Origin of the sequence: Streptosporangium sp. 'caverna', assembly GCF_003203775.1 — a bacterium.
GTDB classification, from domain to species: domain Bacteria; phylum Actinomycetota; class Actinomycetes; order Streptosporangiales; family Streptosporangiaceae; genus Streptosporangium; species Streptosporangium subroseum.
This window is the reverse complement of sequence record NZ_CP029711.1, coordinates 9,036,423-9,051,078: the sequence shown is the minus strand read 5'-3', so window position 1 is coordinate 9,051,078 and position 14,656 is coordinate 9,036,423. Positions and strand designations below refer to the sequence as shown.

Genomic DNA, 14,656 nt, shown 5'->3' with positions numbered 1-14,656 from the left:
GAGCGCGATGCCGTGACCCACTGTCTGGGGCTCTGAGCCGTACGGCCTGCCCGCCGAAGCGGGGAGGCCGTACGAGCGCGGAGGAGACCCGTCAGGTCAGCAGGCCGCGGCGCTCCAGCAGGGGCTCGATGCGGGGGTCGCGACCGCGGAAGTCACGGAAGGCGCTCATCGCGTCCATGGAGCCGCCGACCGACAGCAGCGCGGACCGGAAGTGGTCGCCGTTCTCGCGCTTGAGACCGCCGTTCTCCTTGAACCAGTCGACGCTCTCGGCGTCCAGCACCTCGCTCCAGATGTAGGAGTAGTAGCCGGCGCTGTATCCGCCCACGCCGCCGGAGAAGACGTGCGCGAAGTAGTTGGTCCGGTAGCGCGGGCGCACCAGCCTGAAGGCGATCCCCGCGCGCTCCAGGGCCGCGTCCTCGAACGCCTCGGCGTCCTCGACCACCTCGCCCGGGACCAGCTTGTGCCAGGCCCAGTCGAGCAGCGCCGCGGCGAGATACTCGACGGTCCCGAAGCCCTGGTTGAACCTCTCGGCGGCCCTCATCTTCTCCAGGAGCTCCGCCGGCACCGGCTCGCCGGTCTCGTGGTGCTTGGCGAAGTTGGCGAGGACCGACGGCCAGGTGGCCCACATCTCGTTGACCTGGGAGGGATACTCCACGAAGTCGCGCGGCACGGCGGTGCCGGAGACCCGGGGGAAGCGGACATCGGAGAACAGGCCGTGCAGGGCGTGGCCGAACTCGTGGAAGGCGGTGTTGACCTCGTCGAAGGTCAGCAGCGTCGGGCCCTCCGCGGGCTTGGTGATGTTGAGGTTGTTCATCACCACGGGCAGCTCGCCGAACAGGTGTGACTGGTCCACGAGGTTGTTCATCCACGCGCCGCCCCGCTTGGTGGGCCGGGCGTAGGGATCGAACACGAACAGCCCGAGCTGTGAGCCGTCGGCGTCGAACACCTCGAAGACCCGTACGTCCGGGTGATAGCCGGCCAGATCGTCCCGGTCGGCGAAGGTGATCCCGTACAGCTCACCGGCGGCGTGGAAGACGCCGTCCCTGAGCACCCGGTCGAGCTCGAAGTAGGGACGCAGCTCCGCCCCGTCGAAGTCGTAGCGGGCCTTGCGCACCTTCTCCGCGTAGAACGACCAGTCCCACGGCTCGATGGGGAACCCGGCCTGCTCGCCCAGCGCCTCGGCCTCCCGGCGGGCGTTGGCCACCGCGGGGCCCACCAGCTTGCCGAGCATCTCCTCGACGGCGTCGGTCGTCTTCGCGGTCTGGTCGGCGACGGAGTAGGCGGCGTGGTTCGGGTAGCCGAGCAGGGCCGCCCGATCGGCGCGGAGCGCCGCCATCCTGGCGGCCAGCCCGAAGTTCTCCGGCGCCCGGCCGACCGAGAGCTCGTACAGCTTCCTGCGGGTCTCCCTGTCGGTCAGCTCGGCCAGGGCGGGCTGGTTGGTGAAGTTGAGCAGCGGCAGGACGTACGTGCCGTCCTTCTCGATGGCCTTGATCGCGCTCTCGGAGAGCCCGTCGAGCTGCTTGACGTCCTCCACGACGAGCGCGGAGGCGGTGGAGGCCGTCAGCAGGTTCTGAGAGAAGGTCGTGGCGAGTCTGGTCAGCTCCTCGTTGAGCTCCCTGAGGCGCCCCTGGTCGGCTTCGGACAGGTCCGCGCCGGCCCGGACGAAGTCGACGCGGTATTTCTCCAGCAGCCAGGCCTCCTCGGGGTTCTCGGTGGTGACCTGCTTGATCCGGGCGTAGAGGGCGCGGTTCAGATGGATGGAGTCGCCGTGCTGGGTCAGTCTGGGAAAGATCTCGGTCTCGATCTCCCGGATGCCGTCGGTCGCGTCGGAGGAGGCGATGCTCATGAAGACGGTCGCGGTCAGCTTCAGGATCTGGCCCGAGCGCTCCAGCGCCTCGACGGTGTTGGCGAACGTCGCGGGGCCGGGTTCGCTCGCGATCTCCTCCACCTCTCGCAGCTGGTCGGCCATGCCCCGCTCGAACGCGGGAAGGTAGTGCTCCTCCCGGATCTCAGCGAAGGGCGGCAGCTTGTAGGGCAACGTACTCGGAGCGAAGAACGGGTTCTCGGTCAAGGCGGGGACTCCTCATAGACAGGCGGGATCGCTTCAGCAGCGTTACACAGCGGGCCCGCAGATGGCACTCCGGTGTCACGGCGATTCGGGCTCTGGTCAATCGTTTTGGTCTTGACCCCCAACCTGGGCTATTCTTTCGGAGTCGCCAGCGAATCCCGCAAGGGAGTCCGGTGCGGTGGGGTATGGTGTAATTGGCAACACGGCTGATTCTGGTTCAGTTGTTCTAGGTTCGAGTCCTGGTACCCCAGCTGCGTCTTCCTCGGAAGACGTTGCGGATTCAGCTCCCTCCGAATCCGGTGACAGTGTGTAGGGTCCCGTCGTCTAGTGGCCCAGGACGCCGCCCTCTCAAGGCGGTAGCGCCGGTTCGAATCCGGTCGGGACTACCACTGTCTTCTCTTACAAGGTCCCGTCGTCTAGTGGCCCAGGACGCCGCCCTCTCAAGGCGGTAGCGCCGGTTCGAATCCGGTCGGGACTACATCGTGAAACCCTCGAAAGCATTGGCTCTCGGGGGCTTTCTGTATTTCTGGAGAAAATTCACCTTTTTTCGGAGCGCATCCTTTACTGGATAGCCTTGCCGTCCCGAAATGGGTCGGCATCACCTCCGAGCAGCGACTCAAACGATCATCCCCTCGGCCGCCGGATGCCAGGTGGAGGGCCGTCGGCGGCGCGATCCGCCGGTCGTCCGGCGGAGTCCCTCCGGCGAGAGTGCTCCCGCGATGCTCCTTCACGGAGGGCGGTTTCGCGGAGGGCGGTGCGCGCGCCGGCGGACCCCGTTCGAAATCGCCGCCCGCGTGGCGCTTGGCTTCTGCGGCCTCGATAGATAACGACTGGATTAAGATGGCGTTGTCTATATCGCATGATCATCCTGCGATATAGGGCGATTCTCCTCCCTCTTACCTGAGAAGCCGAGGTCGAGGAGAGACACCCATGTCTCACAGACATGCCGTTACCGCGGGATGCGTCCTAGCGATCACCGCCCTTGGCCTGATGGTCGTCCCGGCCGTCGCCGGCCGCCGGACAGCGGATACTCCGGTCGTTCCGTCCGTCTGGCAACCACCGCCGGGCATGATCGACGCACTCCGGCGCGACCTCGGCCTCAGCAGGGATCAGGCCGAGGCTCGCCTGCTCAACGAGGCCCGTCTGGCACCGATCGAGGAGAAGCTCCGCGGACGGCTCGGCGACCGTTTCGGCGGCTCCTGGCTCATGGGAACCACCGCGCAGACCCTCGTGGTGGCGACCACCAGCGCCGCCGACATTCCCCAGATCATCGCTGCGGGCGCCCAGCCGGAGATCGTCACCCGATCGCTGTCACAGCTCATCCCGATCAAGCGGAGGCTCGACGAGGCCCTGCCCGTCCACCCGCGCGGGGGAAGCGTGCGCTACATCGACGTCAAGAACAACAAGATCGTCGTCCTCTCCGCGGCGCCCACGGAGACCGTGGAGATCATCAAGACCGTTGGTGTGGACACGGCGGCGGTGAGCGTGGTGCCGTCCACCGAGCAGCCCCGGCTCTTCTACGACCTGAGGGGTGGCGACGCCTACTACATCGGACCCACGAGTCGCTGCTCGGTCGGCTTCTCGGTGACCCGCGGCACTCAGAACGGATTTGTCAGCGCCGGTCACTGCGGTAAGGCGGGCAGCGTCACCACCGGCTTCAACCGGGTCGCCCAGGGCGTCATCCGGGGATCGGCCTTTCCGATCAGCGACATGGCCTGGGTCCTCGTGAACGGGAACTGGACGCCCAGGGCGCTGGTGAGCAACGGTGGCACCGGAAGAAACGGAGCCGTGCCCGTCGCCGGCTCCAGGGCGGCCATCGAGGGCGCCTCGGTCTGCCGCTCGGGTTCCACCACCGACTGGCACTGCGGCACGATCCTGCAGCGCGACGCCAGCGTCACCTACACCCAGGGCAACGTCTTCGAGCTGACCCGCACCAACGTCTGCGCCGAGCCCGGCGACTCCGGCGGATCCTTCATCTCCATCGACCAGGCACAGGGTGTCACCTCCGGCGGCTCCGGTAACTGCAACTCGGGCGGCACCACCTATTTCCAGCCGATCAACGAGATCCTCGCGACCTACGGCCTGACCCTGGTGACCGACTCGGGCGTCATTCCCTCACCGGCTGTCCGGACGCCGTCACCGGCTACTCCGACCCGGACGCCGACACCGGCGCCGGTTACCCGGACGCCGGTACCAGCGCGCTAGTTGTGGTTGGAGCGGGCCTTGAACAGGGCCCGCTTGGCGGCCTTGCCCACCTGCTTGTCCGGGTGAGCCTTGCCGATGGCCTCCAGCAACTCTTCAAGGTGCGGGTGCGGCACCTTCCAGATCACGTCGAGCAGGTTGACCAGGTCGCCGATGTCGTCCAGGCTGCTGACGAACTCCGGGCGGCCGAGACCGGCGGAGATGGTCAGCATGTCGAGGATCAGCCAGTGGGTGTCGGCCTGCGTGGGCGAGGGAGCGTCGTCGACGCCCAGCTGGGCCAGATGGGTGGCCGCGTAGGGACGCAGGGACGGCTCGTCGAGAGCGTCCTTCCAGGCGGGCACGGCCTCCTCGCCGAGCGAGCCGACCATGCTGGCCGCCTGGACCCGGATCAGGGCGTCCGCGTCATCCTCGGCCGCGGCCTCCAGCAGCTCCTTGGCGGCCTGGGCGGGGGCACGCAGCTCCATCCAGGCGGCGAACTCGGCGTCCGCCTCCTCCTCGGGCAGCTCCGCGCTGAAGGAGAGCAGATCCAGGGCGGTCATCGCGTCGATGGCGGGCCGGGCGTCCAGCTCGATGTCGGCGTCGTCCACCAGGTGGACGAGGCCCTCCATGCCGAGCGACGTCAGCCGTACCTGATCGTGCTCGACCTCGACCATGCCGTAGCCGGTCAGCCACTCGAGCACCGGGTTGAGCGGGTCGCCGTACCGCTCGGCGGCCGCGGCCCAGGCGTCGGCGCCCAGGTCGTCGTATTCGGCGGCGGCCTCGGCCAGCTCGGTGCGGAGCTCGGCCAGGGGTTTGGAACCGGTGGCCAGGAGCACCCGGATCAGCAGGGCCCGGGTCAGCCCGGACAGGGCGATCGTGGCTTCCTCGTCTTCGAGCTCGGGGTCGCCGTAGTCGATCGAGTGCAGACCGGCCATCCAGGCGTCCAGAGCGTCGTCGTCCTCCTCGAAGGGCCAGTCCGCGGTGTCGGCGTCGGCACTGACGGTGTCTTCGCCCTCGGGCTGGAGGAAGTCGAGGTCGATCGCGAGGTTCCAGATGTTCCAGAGCGCGGGCACCGAGTCGGCCAGCGACTTGTCCCCCGGCTCGGGGGCCGCGAGCCCCAGGGCGGTGAGGGCCTCGCCGATCTCGGCGTCGCTGAGCAGGCTCGTCTCGCCCACGCGGCGCTCGGATCCGACCCAGACCGCGAGGTCACGGGCCTTGGTGATCAGAGTCGTCTTCCGGGTGGCCGCGGCCAGCTCGGCGTCGGGGCGGAGCCGGATCGTCGGCAGATCGGAGAGCTCGTCGGCGAACGGCTCGAAGTCGCCCAGTCCCTCGGACTCCTCCTCGTCCTCGTCCTCGTATTCGTCCTGTTCGACGACGAGATCCTCCATCGCGTCGACAAAATCGTCTTCGAGACGGTCGAGCTCGACGAGCAGATCGTCGAGTGAGGCGGAGCCCTTGGTCAGGTGGTTCGACTCCGACAGGAAGGTCAGATAGGCGCGGACCGCGGGCACCATGCCGTCGGCGGCGGCGTCCGGATCCTCCACGACCTGGGGCATCCGGTCGAGCAGCACCGTGCGCAGATCGGCCTGCTTCCACCGGCCGACGTCGTCGGAGGCGATCAGCCGGTGCCATAGGGCGACGGAGCCGACCAGGTTGGCATCGCTGCCGGGCGCGTTCTCACGCGCCCAGAGGATGAAGTTCTGGAGCAGGGGACGCAGTTCAGCGGCGGCTGCCTCGATGCGATCTGTCACCTACCCAGCCTAGGGGGCCGCAAGGGTGCTCGCCTCCTCATATCGCACGGGTCAGCCCAGTCGATCTCACGTGGCTCACCTACAGGCCAGGCCGATCGTGCGCGGACGACGCCGTGGATCCGTTGTGATCCGTCGCGATCCCTCGTGGGAGGGCTCAGTTGGCCCGCCGCATCGACTCGGTGATCCGCTCGGCGGCGGTGACGACGGGGGCGGCGTGCAGCCGGCCGGGAGTCCGGGTCAGGCGCTCGATCGGACCGGAGACCGACACCGCGGCCACCACCTTGCCCCCCGCGCCGCGGATGGGCGCCGAGACGCTGGCCACGCCCTGCTCGCGCTCGCCGACGCTGTGCGCCCAGCCCCTGCGTCTGACGCTCGCCAGCGTGGCGGCGGTGAACTTGGCTCCGCGCAGTCCCCGGTGCAGGCGGTCCGGCTCCTCCCACGCCAGCAGGATCTGCGCCGCCGACCCGGCGAGCATCGGCAGCGCCGAGCCGACCGGCACGGTGTCGCGCAGCCCGCTGGCACGCTCGGCGGCGGCCACGCACACTCGTTCGTCACCTTGGCGCCGGTAAAGTTGCGCGCTTTCGCCAGTCATGTCCCGAAGCTGGGTCAACACCGGAGAGGCGACGGCCAGCAACCTGTCCTCACCGGCCGCAGTGGACAACTCGGACAGGCGCGGGCCCAGCACGAATCGGCCCTGCGTGTCGCGGGAGACGATGCGGTGATACTCCAGCGCGACGGCCAGCCGGTGGGCCGTGGGGCGCGCCAGGCCGGTGGCCTGGACGAGTTGTGCCAAGGATGCAGGGCCCGCTTCAAGTGCGTTGAGCACGAGGACGGCCTTGTCGAGTACGCCGACTCCGCTAGAGTTGTCCATGCACCGATACTGACGTCTCGACATATGAGAAAGCAAGTGGGGTGCGAAATCGGCGATCGCAAGGAGGCGACATGGGCCGCACGCTGGCGGAGAAGGTCTGGGAGCAGCACGTCGTACGACGTGCCGAGGGCGAGCCTGATCTGCTCTACATCGACCTTCACCTCATTCACGAGGTGACGAGCCCGCAGGCGTTCGACGGCCTGCGTATGGCGGGCCGGCCCATTCGGCGGCCCGAGCTGACGATCGCCACCGAGGACCACAACGTCCCGACCGTACGCGGTCCCATCAGCGATCCCGTGTCACGGGTGCAGGTGGAGACACTGCGCAAGAACTGCGCGGAGTTCGGCGTCCGGCTGTACCCGATGGGTGACGCGGGCCAGGGCGTCGTGCACATCATCGGCCCGCAGTTCGGTCTGACCCAGCCCGGTATGACGATCGTGTGTGGCGATTCCCACACCTCCACGCACGGAGCCTTCGGCGGAATCGCCTTCGGCATCGGCACCTCCGAGGTGGAGCACGTGCTGGCCACCCAGACGCTGCCCGCCTACCGGCCCAAGACGATGGCCATCGAGGTCTCCGGCACGCTGCCGGCCGGGGTCACCGCCAAGGACCTGATCCTGGCGATCATCGCCAAGATCGGCACCGGCGGCGGCCAGGGTTACATCGTCGAATACCGTGGCGAGGCCATCCGGGCGCTCTCCATGGAGGGCCGGATGACGGTCTGCAACATGTCCATCGAGGCGGGCGCCAGGGCGGGCATGATCGCTCCGGACGAGACCACGCTCGAATACCTCAAGGGCCGTCCCCACGCGCCGTCCGGCGCGGACTGGGACGCCGCGGTCGAATACTGGAAGACGCTGACGACCGACGAGGACGCCGTCTTCGACACGGTCGTGGAGATCGACGCCACGACGCTGACCCCGTTCGTCACCTGGGGCACCAACCCGGGCCAGGGGGCTCCCCTCGGCACGTCGGTGCCGGACCCCCGGGACACCGACGACCCGGCCGCGGCCGCGCGCGCCCTGGAGTACATGGGGCTGACCGCGGGCACCCCGCTCCGCGACGTGCGGGTGGACACGGTCTTCGTGGGCTCCTGCACCAACGGGCGGCTGGAGGACCTGCGGGCCGTGGCCGACGTGCTGCGCGGCCGCCAGGTCGTCACCCGCACGCTGATCGTCCCCGGCTCGATGCTGGTCAAGCTCCAGGCCGAGCAGGAGGGGCTGCACGAGATCTTCAAGGCCGCGGGAGCCGAGTGGCGTGAGGCCGGCTGCTCCATGTGCCTGGGGATGAACCCCGACACCCTCGCCCCCGGCGAGCGCAGTGCCTCGACCTCCAACCGCAACTTCGAGGGGCGCCAGGGCAAGGGCGGCCGTACGCACCTCGTCTCCCCGCAGGTCGCCGCAGCGACCGCCGTCACCGGCAAACTGACCGCGCCCGCCGACCTGTAAGGAGTTTTCGCGATGGACGCCTTCACCACCCACACCGGCCGGGCCGTGCCGCTGCGTCGCGGCAACGTCGACACCGACCAGATCATCCCCGCCGTCTGGCTCAAGCAGGTCAGCCGGACCGGATTCGAGAAGGGCCTGTTCTCCGCCTGGCGCGAGGACCCGGCCTTCGTCCTGAACAACCCCGCCTACGAGGGCGCCTCGATCCTTGTCGCCGGACCCGACTTCGGCACCGGCTCCTCGCGAGAGCACGCGGTCTGGGCCCTGCAGCAGTACGGTTTCCGCGTCGTGATCGCGGCCCGCTTCGGCGACATCTTCCGCAACAACTCCACCAAGATGGGGCTGCTCCCCGTCGTCCTGCCGGCCGCCGTCGTGGAGGCCCTGCAGAGCGCCGTGGAGGCGGACCCCGCCCTGGAGGTCACCGTTGACCTGGAAGGACGTCAGGTCCGCTGGGGTGGCGAGGTCGCCGGATTCGAGATCGACGACTACACCCGCTGGCGGCTGATGGAGGGCCTGGACGACATCGGGCTGACCCTGCGCAACGCCGACGATGTGACGGTGTACGAGAATGGTCGGCAGCCATGGCTGCCGACGACTGTCTGACACGTTCAGAGAACGAGCTGGCGCGGCGGTTGCGCGATGCGCACCGCCGCGTTCGCGTGCTGCCCATCCCCCCGGCAGAGCGACAGCGCCTGTCCAGACGCCTGCTCGCCATCTGCGATGTGTCAAAACATGATCTTGATCATGCCGCAGGGCGTCTCGATTTATTCCTTCTAGACCTTGATGTTCTGGTTTCAGATACGCCGAGTGCTGGAAACATTGCGGAAGGTGATTGAGTCATACGGCTCTGTCCCTTAATTTCAAGCGGGCAAGGGGTTTCTCTCTGAGTTGAGACCTCTCGTCGTGACAAATCGGGTGAGACGGGTTTTCTGCCTCATGACCCACTCCCGGACATCGGTAAGACAGGGGGAGCAACCTTATGAACAAAAAGGAACTCGTCGACGCCATCGCGGACAAGATGGGCGACAAGAAGACGGCCACCGAGGCTGTGAATGCGGTGATCGAGACCATTCAGTCAGCGGTCGCCACCGGTGACAAGGTTTCGCTCACGGGCTTCGGCGCCTTCGAGATGGTGCACAAGCCGGCCCGTACGGCCCGCAATCCTTCGACGGGTGCCGAGATCCACGTCGCCGAGAGCTGGGGGCCGAAGTTCCGGCCCGGTTCCGACTTCAAGGAACTCGTCAACACGGGTGGCAAGAAGAGCGCGAAGAAAAAGTAGCCCTCACGCGAGCACCCGGATTCCCGCCGCGGGAGTCCGGGTGTCCGGCTTCTCCTTACGGGGGAGAGCTCTGCCGGGCAGGTGGAGGGCCTTGTGCGGGGAGATCGGCCGGGGGCCGATCCCGGCACGAGGCCCGGGCCCATTCGGGCTCCGGGGCCGATCCGGGCACGGAGCCCCGGGGCGGGCGTCCGCCGGGGCGGTTCCGCCCGGGTGGGCGGGCCGTCCGGGCCGAAAATCGTGGCCTCACCCGGCCCGGGGATCCGCCGGGGCACGATCTTGGGGGCGGGGGGTGTTGCCGGGTCCGAAACCGCTGCCTTACCCGGGGCGAGGCCTATCGGGGCACGGGGAAGGTCGAGAGCGTGACGTAGGTGATGTCGCCGCCGTCCATGACGATGTTGACCCGCTGGCCGGACCTGAGGAGCCTCAGCGGCCCCGCGTCGAACGCCGCCGCATCGAACGGGATCTCGCTCCCGTCGTCGAGGAACACCGACCCCGACCGGGTCGTCGCGTCAAAGATCCGCACCGTTGCCTGCACCCGATCAGCGTAACCCGCCGGAAAAGCGGTTGACCGGCTTCGCGGGGGACCGCCACGATGCCTCATCATGCGCGCGGGGAACAAAAGAACCGGTATGTGGCAAGATGCGTCGTTCCGGCTTTTTCTGGGGGCCGACGCGATCAGTCAGTTCGGGACCCAGATCACGCTCGTGGCCCTGCCGCTCGTGGCGATGCTCACCCTCGACGCGAGCCCCTTCCAGATCGGTGTGCTCACCGCGGCCGAGATGGCCGCGTTCCTGTTCCTGGGGCTGCCGGCCGGGGTGTGGGCGGACCGGCTGCGCCGCCGTCCGATCCTGATCTGGAGTGACCTGCTCCGCGGCGTCGCGCTGCTGTCCGTCCCTGCCGCCGTCGCCCTGGACGCGATGACCCTGCCCCACCTCTACGTCGTCGCCCTCCTCATGGGTGTCGGAGCGGTCTTCTTCGACGTCGCGCACATGAGCTTCCTGCCCTCGCTCGTCGGCAAGGACGATCTGCTGAGGGGAAACGGCACCCTGGAGACGCTGCGCAACACCGCCGTCCTGTCGGGTCCCGCGCTGGGCGGCTGGCTGGTGCACGCGCTGAGCGCGCCGATCGCGCTGCTCGCCGACGCGGTCAGCTATCTGGTCTCGGCGCTGTTGCTCGGCGGGGTGCGCGCCGAGGAGACGATCACACCGATCGCGGAGCGCCGCAGGCTCGGGGAGGAGATCGGCGAGGGCGTCCGTTACGTCGTGGGACACCCGGTGCTTCGCCGTATCGCCGGGGTCGGCGCGCTGGTCATGCTGTCCAACGGCATCTGGGTCGTGGCCCAGCCGCTCTTCCTGATCAAGATGCTCGAAGTGAGTCCGGGGATCTACGGTCTGCTGCTCTCCGGCGGCGCCGTCGGAGGGTTGATCGGTGCGGTGCTCGCGTCGCGCGTCGCGGTCCGCTTCGGCGTCGGCCGCGCCATGTACGGCGGAGCCGTTCTGGCGGCCCTGGCCATCCTGATCTCCCCGCTGACGGCCGAGGGCTGGCGGCTGGCGCTGTTTCCGCTCGGCTGCCTGCTGAGCGGCGTCGGCGGCGCGGTGTTCAGCATCAACCAGCTCAGCTACCGCCAGCGGATCACCCCGGAGCACCTGCTCGGCCGCATGAACGCCAGCATGCGATTTCTGATGTGGGGGGCCGCACCGGTCGGCGGCCTGCTGGGCGGGGCGCTGGGAGAGGTCTTCGACGCGCACACCGTGCTGTGGGTCGCCACGGCCGGCATCATGACCGCTCATCTTCCGGTGCTGACCTCCCGGAAGATCTTCCGGCTTCTGCCTCCTCCGCGAACGACGCCAGCCCTCGAATGATGATCTCGATGCCGAGGTCGAACCGGTCGTCGTTGGAGTTTTCGAACATCGTGTTCGAGAGCGCGACCAGGTGCGGGAAACGGTCGGGCGGCAGCTCCTCGAAGTATCGCTCGAGGGTCTCCCGCATCTCCGCCCAGGAGTTCTTACCGGACTCGCGGCGCCGGGTCTCCCACATGCTCTCCTCAAGGGCGAAGCCGTCGATGAAGGTGGAGATCACGTCGCCGGCCGCCCCGGCGACCCGGTCGGGCAGCCCGCCCGCGCGGAAGAGGCCGAGGATCTTGTCCATGTGCGGCAGCGTCTCGGGGCCGAAGGGAATGCTGCCCATCGAGATCCGGGCCAGGTCGCGATGCTTGTGCAGTCTGGCCCGTCCGGCGCGGGCGTAGTCCGCGACCTGCTCACGCCAGTGCTCCGGATCGGGTTCGGGCAGGCTCCAGTCGTCGAACATCCGGACGTACATCAGCTCGAACAGCTCGTCCTTGCTGCTCACGTGGGAGTAGAGGGCCGAGACCGCGACGCCGAGCTCGGCCGCGACCTGGCGCATGCCAAGCTTCTCGTAGCCCTCCCGGTCGAGCACGACGTAGGCCGCGTCGACGATCCGATCCCGGGTGAGAGGGATCCGTGCGGGAGCCGTCCTCCGGCGTGACCGTTCCCAGGGCAGCGCGGGCAACTCGTCGCTCATGACGTCAGTGTAACGCCGTGCCGAACAATGATCGGTGTGGAGAACACCGCTCATTTTCGCGATATATCTTGTCATGCCAACCAATGCGACATATCTTAAGAACATCGCACTGCGGACTGAACCATGTTCTCCCAAAGAACATCGCTCGTCTACAGTGAACGATGTTCATCGGAGGCGGACGCTGTTCCCACCCAAATTCCACCCAGATCCCCTGAGGAGAGCACCATGACCAGTGACGTGACGACCGCAGTCGACGCGCCACCCGAACCCCCGCTCTACCGCTGGCGTTGGGTCGCCCTGTTCGTGATCCTGGCCGCGGAGGTGATGGACCTCCTCGACGCCATGGTCACCAACATCGCCGCGCCCACCATCCGGGCCGAGCTCGGCGGCACCGCCGCCGTCATCCAGTGGCTCGGCGCCGCCTACACGCTCTCCATGGCGGTCGGCCTGATCACCGGCGGACGGCTCGGCGATATCTACGGCCGAAAGAGGATGTTCCTCATCGGCGCCGCCGGATTCACCGTGGGCTCGCTGCTCTGTGCCGTCGCGCAGTCGCCGGAGTTGCTCGTCGGAGCGAGGGTCGTCCAGGGCCTGTTCGGCGCGGTCATGCTGCCGCAGGGGCTCGGCATGATCAAGGAGATGTTCCCGCCGAAGGAGATGGGCGCCGCGTTCGGCCTGTTCGGGCCGGTCATGGGCCTGTCCTCGGTGGGCGGTCCGATCCTCGCCGGATGGCTGATCGACGCCGACTTCTTCGGCACCGGCTGGCGCATGATCTTCCTGATCAACCTGCCGCTGGGCCTGGCCGCCATCGTCGCCGGGCTGCGATACCTTCCCGAGTCGCGCTCACCACACCCCCTCAAGCTTGATTTCGGCGGCGTGCTCCTGGCCTCCCTGGCCGGACTGCTCCTGGTCTTTCCCCTGGTCCAGGGCCGTGAGAGCGACTGGCCCGCCTGGTCCTTCGTCATGATGGGCGCATCCGTCGTGGTCTTCGCGATCTTCGGCTGGTTCGAGTCCCGCAGGAGCCGCGCGGGCGGTGACCCGCTGGTCGTACCCAGCCTCTTCCGCAAGCGGGCCTTCACCGGCGGCCTGCTGACCGGACTGGTCTTCTTCTCCTCCATGTCGGGCTTCGCCCTGGTGTTCAACCTCTACACCCAGGTCGGTCTCGGCTACTCCACGCTGAAGGCCGGCCTGGTGATGATCCCCTGGTCGCTGGGAATGGTCGTCGGCTTCGGCCTCGCCCAGATGGTGCAGCGGTTCGGCCGCAAGGTCCTGCAGGGCGGCGTCCTCGTCATGGCGCTCGGCACGCTCGGCGTCCTGCTGACGGTCACCCTCGCGGGGATGGAGGTGACCCCCTGGCAGTTCGTCCCGGCGCTGACGGTCACCGGCATCGGGATGGGCCTGCTGATGGCGCCGTTCTTCAACATCGTGCTGGCCGGGGTCGAGCAGCACGAGAGCGGCTCGGCCTCCGGCACGCTCACCGCGGTCCAGCAGCTCGGCGGGGCCTTCGGCGTGGCCCTGCTCGGCACGGTCTTCTTCGACCAGCTGGGAATCGGAGCGAATCCCGACGTCATCGGGGCGACGCGGATCGTCCTCTGGATCGTCGCCGGGATGCTGCTGGCGACCTTCCTCGCCGCCTTCCTCCTGCCGAAGCACGCCGTGGAGGAGAACGCCGGACATTGAGCTCAAGGAGCCCGATCCCCCGACCGGGGCAGGCGGAGACCAGACGGCGGGGGAGCCCGACGAGCTCCGCGCCGAGCCCGGGATCGAGCTTCGTGACGGACGGAGGCCGGACGGCCGGGGAGCCCCCTCCCGCGGAGGCGGAGGGGGCTCCCCGGCTCACTTGTCCGGCTCCCCGCCCCTGATCCTCTCCACCACCGCCAGGGTGCGGGGGCCGACGCCGAGGGCGAGTGCCACCCGGAGGTCGTCGGGGGTGTCCACGTCCCGCCGGACCGAGTCGATCCCGTCCAGGCAGAGCTCCTTCGCGCCACGCCGGAGGTGACGGTCCCGTGACTCGCCACCGAACCCCGGGGTGAACGGCACGCCGGGCCGTACCCCGTAGAAGGTCGTGCCGACCTCGACGGCGTCGGGCAGGAACATCTGGTCGAACTCCGCGGCGGCGGTGAGCACGAGGGCAAGCTCCGCCGGGCGCAGAGCGGGGAGATCGGCCTGGAGCGCGCCGACGGCGTCGTCGGGCGCCAGCCGTACCGCCTCCCGGGCACCGCGGCGGAGGGCGGCGTTCAGCCCCGCCTCGGGGTCGCCGACGACGTGGGCACCGACGCCGCCGAGCGCCTCGGCCGCCACCGGGTCGCCCGTCACCACGACGACCCGCGCGACGAACACGCAGCTCAGCGCCGCTTCGACGGTGTCACAGGCGATCGCCACGGCCAGCGCGGCCCGGTGCGGGCCCGCCGCCGCCGACAGCCGGGTCTTGGCGGCGACCAGCGTCTTGACCGGCACGACGAGGGTCCAGGTGAAACTCTCCGGAGCAGGCATAACCTTAAGCATCCCGCCTCGACATCT

The 14,656-nt window shown here is 68.6% G+C and carries 13 protein-coding genes and 3 tRNA genes; 10 read left to right on the top strand and 6 right to left on the bottom strand.

Annotated elements, in window-relative coordinates; genetic code table 11:
- Positions 1-91: 91 nt before the first annotated feature.
- On the bottom strand, positions 92-2,071 hold the full coding sequence (locus tag DKM19_RS38915) for a M3 family metallopeptidase (RefSeq protein ID WP_110702800.1): 1,980 nt from the start codon (positions 2,069-2,071) through the stop codon (positions 92-94).
- A gap of 176 nt (positions 2,072-2,247) precedes the next feature.
- Between DKM19_RS38915 and DKM19_RS38910 the strand changes: the two genes are divergently transcribed.
- From DKM19_RS38910 to DKM19_RS38895, 4 genes are all read left to right on the top strand, one after another.
- Positions 2,248-2,319, top strand: a tRNA-Gln gene (locus DKM19_RS38910).
- A 62-nt stretch (positions 2,320-2,381) separates the two neighbouring features.
- Positions 2,382-2,457, top strand: a tRNA-Glu gene (locus DKM19_RS38905).
- A 16-nt stretch (positions 2,458-2,473) separates the two neighbouring features.
- Positions 2,474-2,546: transfer RNA gene (locus DKM19_RS38900), tRNA-Glu, on the top strand.
- A 452-nt stretch (positions 2,547-2,998) separates the two neighbouring features.
- Positions 2,999-4,273 (top strand): S1 family peptidase, encoded by a 1,275-nt coding sequence (locus DKM19_RS38895; protein ID WP_110702798.1) that lies wholly within the window; start codon positions 2,999-3,001, stop codon positions 4,271-4,273.
- Here DKM19_RS38895 and DKM19_RS38890 read toward each other — a convergent pair.
- Positions 4,270-6,000 carry a hypothetical protein gene (locus tag DKM19_RS38890; RefSeq protein ID WP_110702796.1) on the bottom strand — a complete coding sequence of 577 codons (1,731 nt, stop codon included), beginning with the start codon at positions 5,998-6,000 and terminating at the stop codon, positions 4,270-4,272. The two genes, DKM19_RS38895 and DKM19_RS38890, sit on opposite strands and share 4 nt — an antisense overlap.
- 154 nt (positions 6,001-6,154) lie before the next feature.
- Complete coding sequence (locus DKM19_RS38885) at positions 6,155-6,871, bottom strand: IclR family transcriptional regulator (RefSeq protein WP_089213371.1); 717 nt, start codon at positions 6,869-6,871, stop codon at positions 6,155-6,157.
- 71 nt (positions 6,872-6,942) lie between these two features.
- Here DKM19_RS38885 and leuC point away from each other — a divergent pair, with 71 nt between their 5' ends.
- The 4 genes from leuC to DKM19_RS38865 all read left to right on the top strand — a co-directional run bounded on the left by leuC (position 6,943) and on the right by DKM19_RS38865 (position 9,595).
- A complete protein-coding gene (gene leuC / locus DKM19_RS38880; RefSeq protein WP_110702795.1) occupies positions 6,943-8,319 on the top strand; it encodes a 3-isopropylmalate dehydratase large subunit in 1,377 nt (458 codons plus the stop codon).
- A 12-nt stretch (positions 8,320-8,331) separates the two neighbouring features.
- Positions 8,332-8,919 (top strand): 3-isopropylmalate dehydratase small subunit, encoded by a 588-nt coding sequence (leuD, locus tag DKM19_RS38875; RefSeq protein WP_110702793.1) that lies wholly within the window; start codon positions 8,332-8,334, stop codon positions 8,917-8,919.
- Positions 8,898-9,152 (top strand): hypothetical protein, encoded by a 255-nt coding sequence (locus DKM19_RS38870; protein ID WP_089213374.1) that lies wholly within the window; start codon positions 8,898-8,900, stop codon positions 9,150-9,152. The genes leuD and DKM19_RS38870 overlap by 22 nt, the downstream gene beginning before the upstream one ends.
- Positions 9,153-9,295: 143 nt before the next feature.
- Entirely contained in the window at positions 9,296-9,595 is a 300-nt protein-coding gene (locus DKM19_RS38865) for an HU family DNA-binding protein (protein WP_089213375.1), read from the top strand.
- Positions 9,596-9,926: 331 nt separating this feature from the next.
- Here DKM19_RS38865 and DKM19_RS38860 read toward each other — a convergent pair whose 3' ends face one another.
- Positions 9,927-10,118, bottom strand: a complete 192-nt coding sequence (locus DKM19_RS38860) for a hypothetical protein (RefSeq protein WP_239513822.1) — start codon at positions 10,116-10,118, stop codon at positions 9,927-9,929.
- 106 nt (positions 10,119-10,224) lie between these two features.
- Here DKM19_RS38860 and DKM19_RS38855 point away from each other — a divergent pair, with 106 nt between their 5' ends.
- Positions 10,225-11,457: an MFS transporter gene (locus DKM19_RS38855; protein WP_162642088.1), complete on the top strand. Its 1,233-nt coding sequence runs from the start codon at positions 10,225-10,227 to the stop codon at positions 11,455-11,457.
- Here the strand turns inward: DKM19_RS38855 and DKM19_RS38850 are convergent.
- Positions 11,372-12,136, bottom strand: a complete 765-nt coding sequence (locus DKM19_RS38850; protein WP_110702787.1) for a TetR/AcrR family transcriptional regulator — start codon at positions 12,134-12,136, stop codon at positions 11,372-11,374. The genes DKM19_RS38855 and DKM19_RS38850 overlap by 86 nt on opposite strands.
- Before the next feature lie 225 nt (positions 12,137-12,361).
- Between DKM19_RS38850 and DKM19_RS38845 the strand changes: the two genes are divergently transcribed.
- Positions 12,362-13,816 (top strand): MFS transporter, encoded by a 1,455-nt coding sequence (locus DKM19_RS38845; RefSeq protein ID WP_110702786.1) that lies wholly within the window; start codon positions 12,362-12,364, stop codon positions 13,814-13,816.
- 156 nt (positions 13,817-13,972) lie between these two features.
- Here the strand turns inward: DKM19_RS38845 and cofC are convergent, their stop codons facing one another.
- A complete protein-coding gene (gene cofC / locus DKM19_RS38840) occupies positions 13,973-14,641 on the bottom strand; it encodes a 2-phospho-L-lactate guanylyltransferase (protein WP_110702784.1) in 669 nt (222 codons plus the stop codon).
- Positions 14,642-14,656 lie beyond the last annotated feature (15 nt).

What these genes read in the sequence shown, in the direction of transcription:
- DKM19_RS38895 (WP_110702798.1), top strand. Translation starts at nt 2,999, where the DNA reads ATGTCTCACAGACATGCCGTTACCGCGGGATGCGTCCTAGCGATCACC.
- DKM19_RS38885 (WP_089213371.1), bottom strand. Translation starts at nt 6,871, where the DNA reads ATGGACAACTCTAGCGGAGTCGGCGTACTCGACAAGGCCGTCCTCGTG.
- leuC (WP_110702795.1), top strand. Translation starts at nt 6,943, where the DNA reads ATGGGCCGCACGCTGGCGGAGAAGGTCTGGGAGCAGCACGTCGTACGA.
- leuD (WP_110702793.1), top strand. Translation starts at nt 8,332, where the DNA reads ATGGACGCCTTCACCACCCACACCGGCCGGGCCGTGCCGCTGCGTCGC.
- DKM19_RS38870 (WP_089213374.1), top strand. Translation starts at nt 8,898, where the DNA reads ATGGCTGCCGACGACTGTCTGACACGTTCAGAGAACGAGCTGGCGCGG.
- DKM19_RS38865 (WP_089213375.1), top strand. Translation starts at nt 9,296, where the DNA reads ATGAACAAAAAGGAACTCGTCGACGCCATCGCGGACAAGATGGGCGAC.
- DKM19_RS38855 (WP_162642088.1), top strand. Translation starts at nt 10,225, where the DNA reads ATGTGGCAAGATGCGTCGTTCCGGCTTTTTCTGGGGGCCGACGCGATC.
- DKM19_RS38850 (WP_110702787.1), bottom strand. Translation starts at nt 12,136, where the DNA reads ATGAGCGACGAGTTGCCCGCGCTGCCCTGGGAACGGTCACGCCGGAGG.
- DKM19_RS38845 (WP_110702786.1), top strand. Translation starts at nt 12,362, where the DNA reads ATGACCAGTGACGTGACGACCGCAGTCGACGCGCCACCCGAACCCCCG.
- cofC (WP_110702784.1), bottom strand. Translation starts at nt 14,641, where the DNA reads ATGCTTAAGGTTATGCCTGCTCCGGAGAGTTTCACCTGGACCCTCGTC.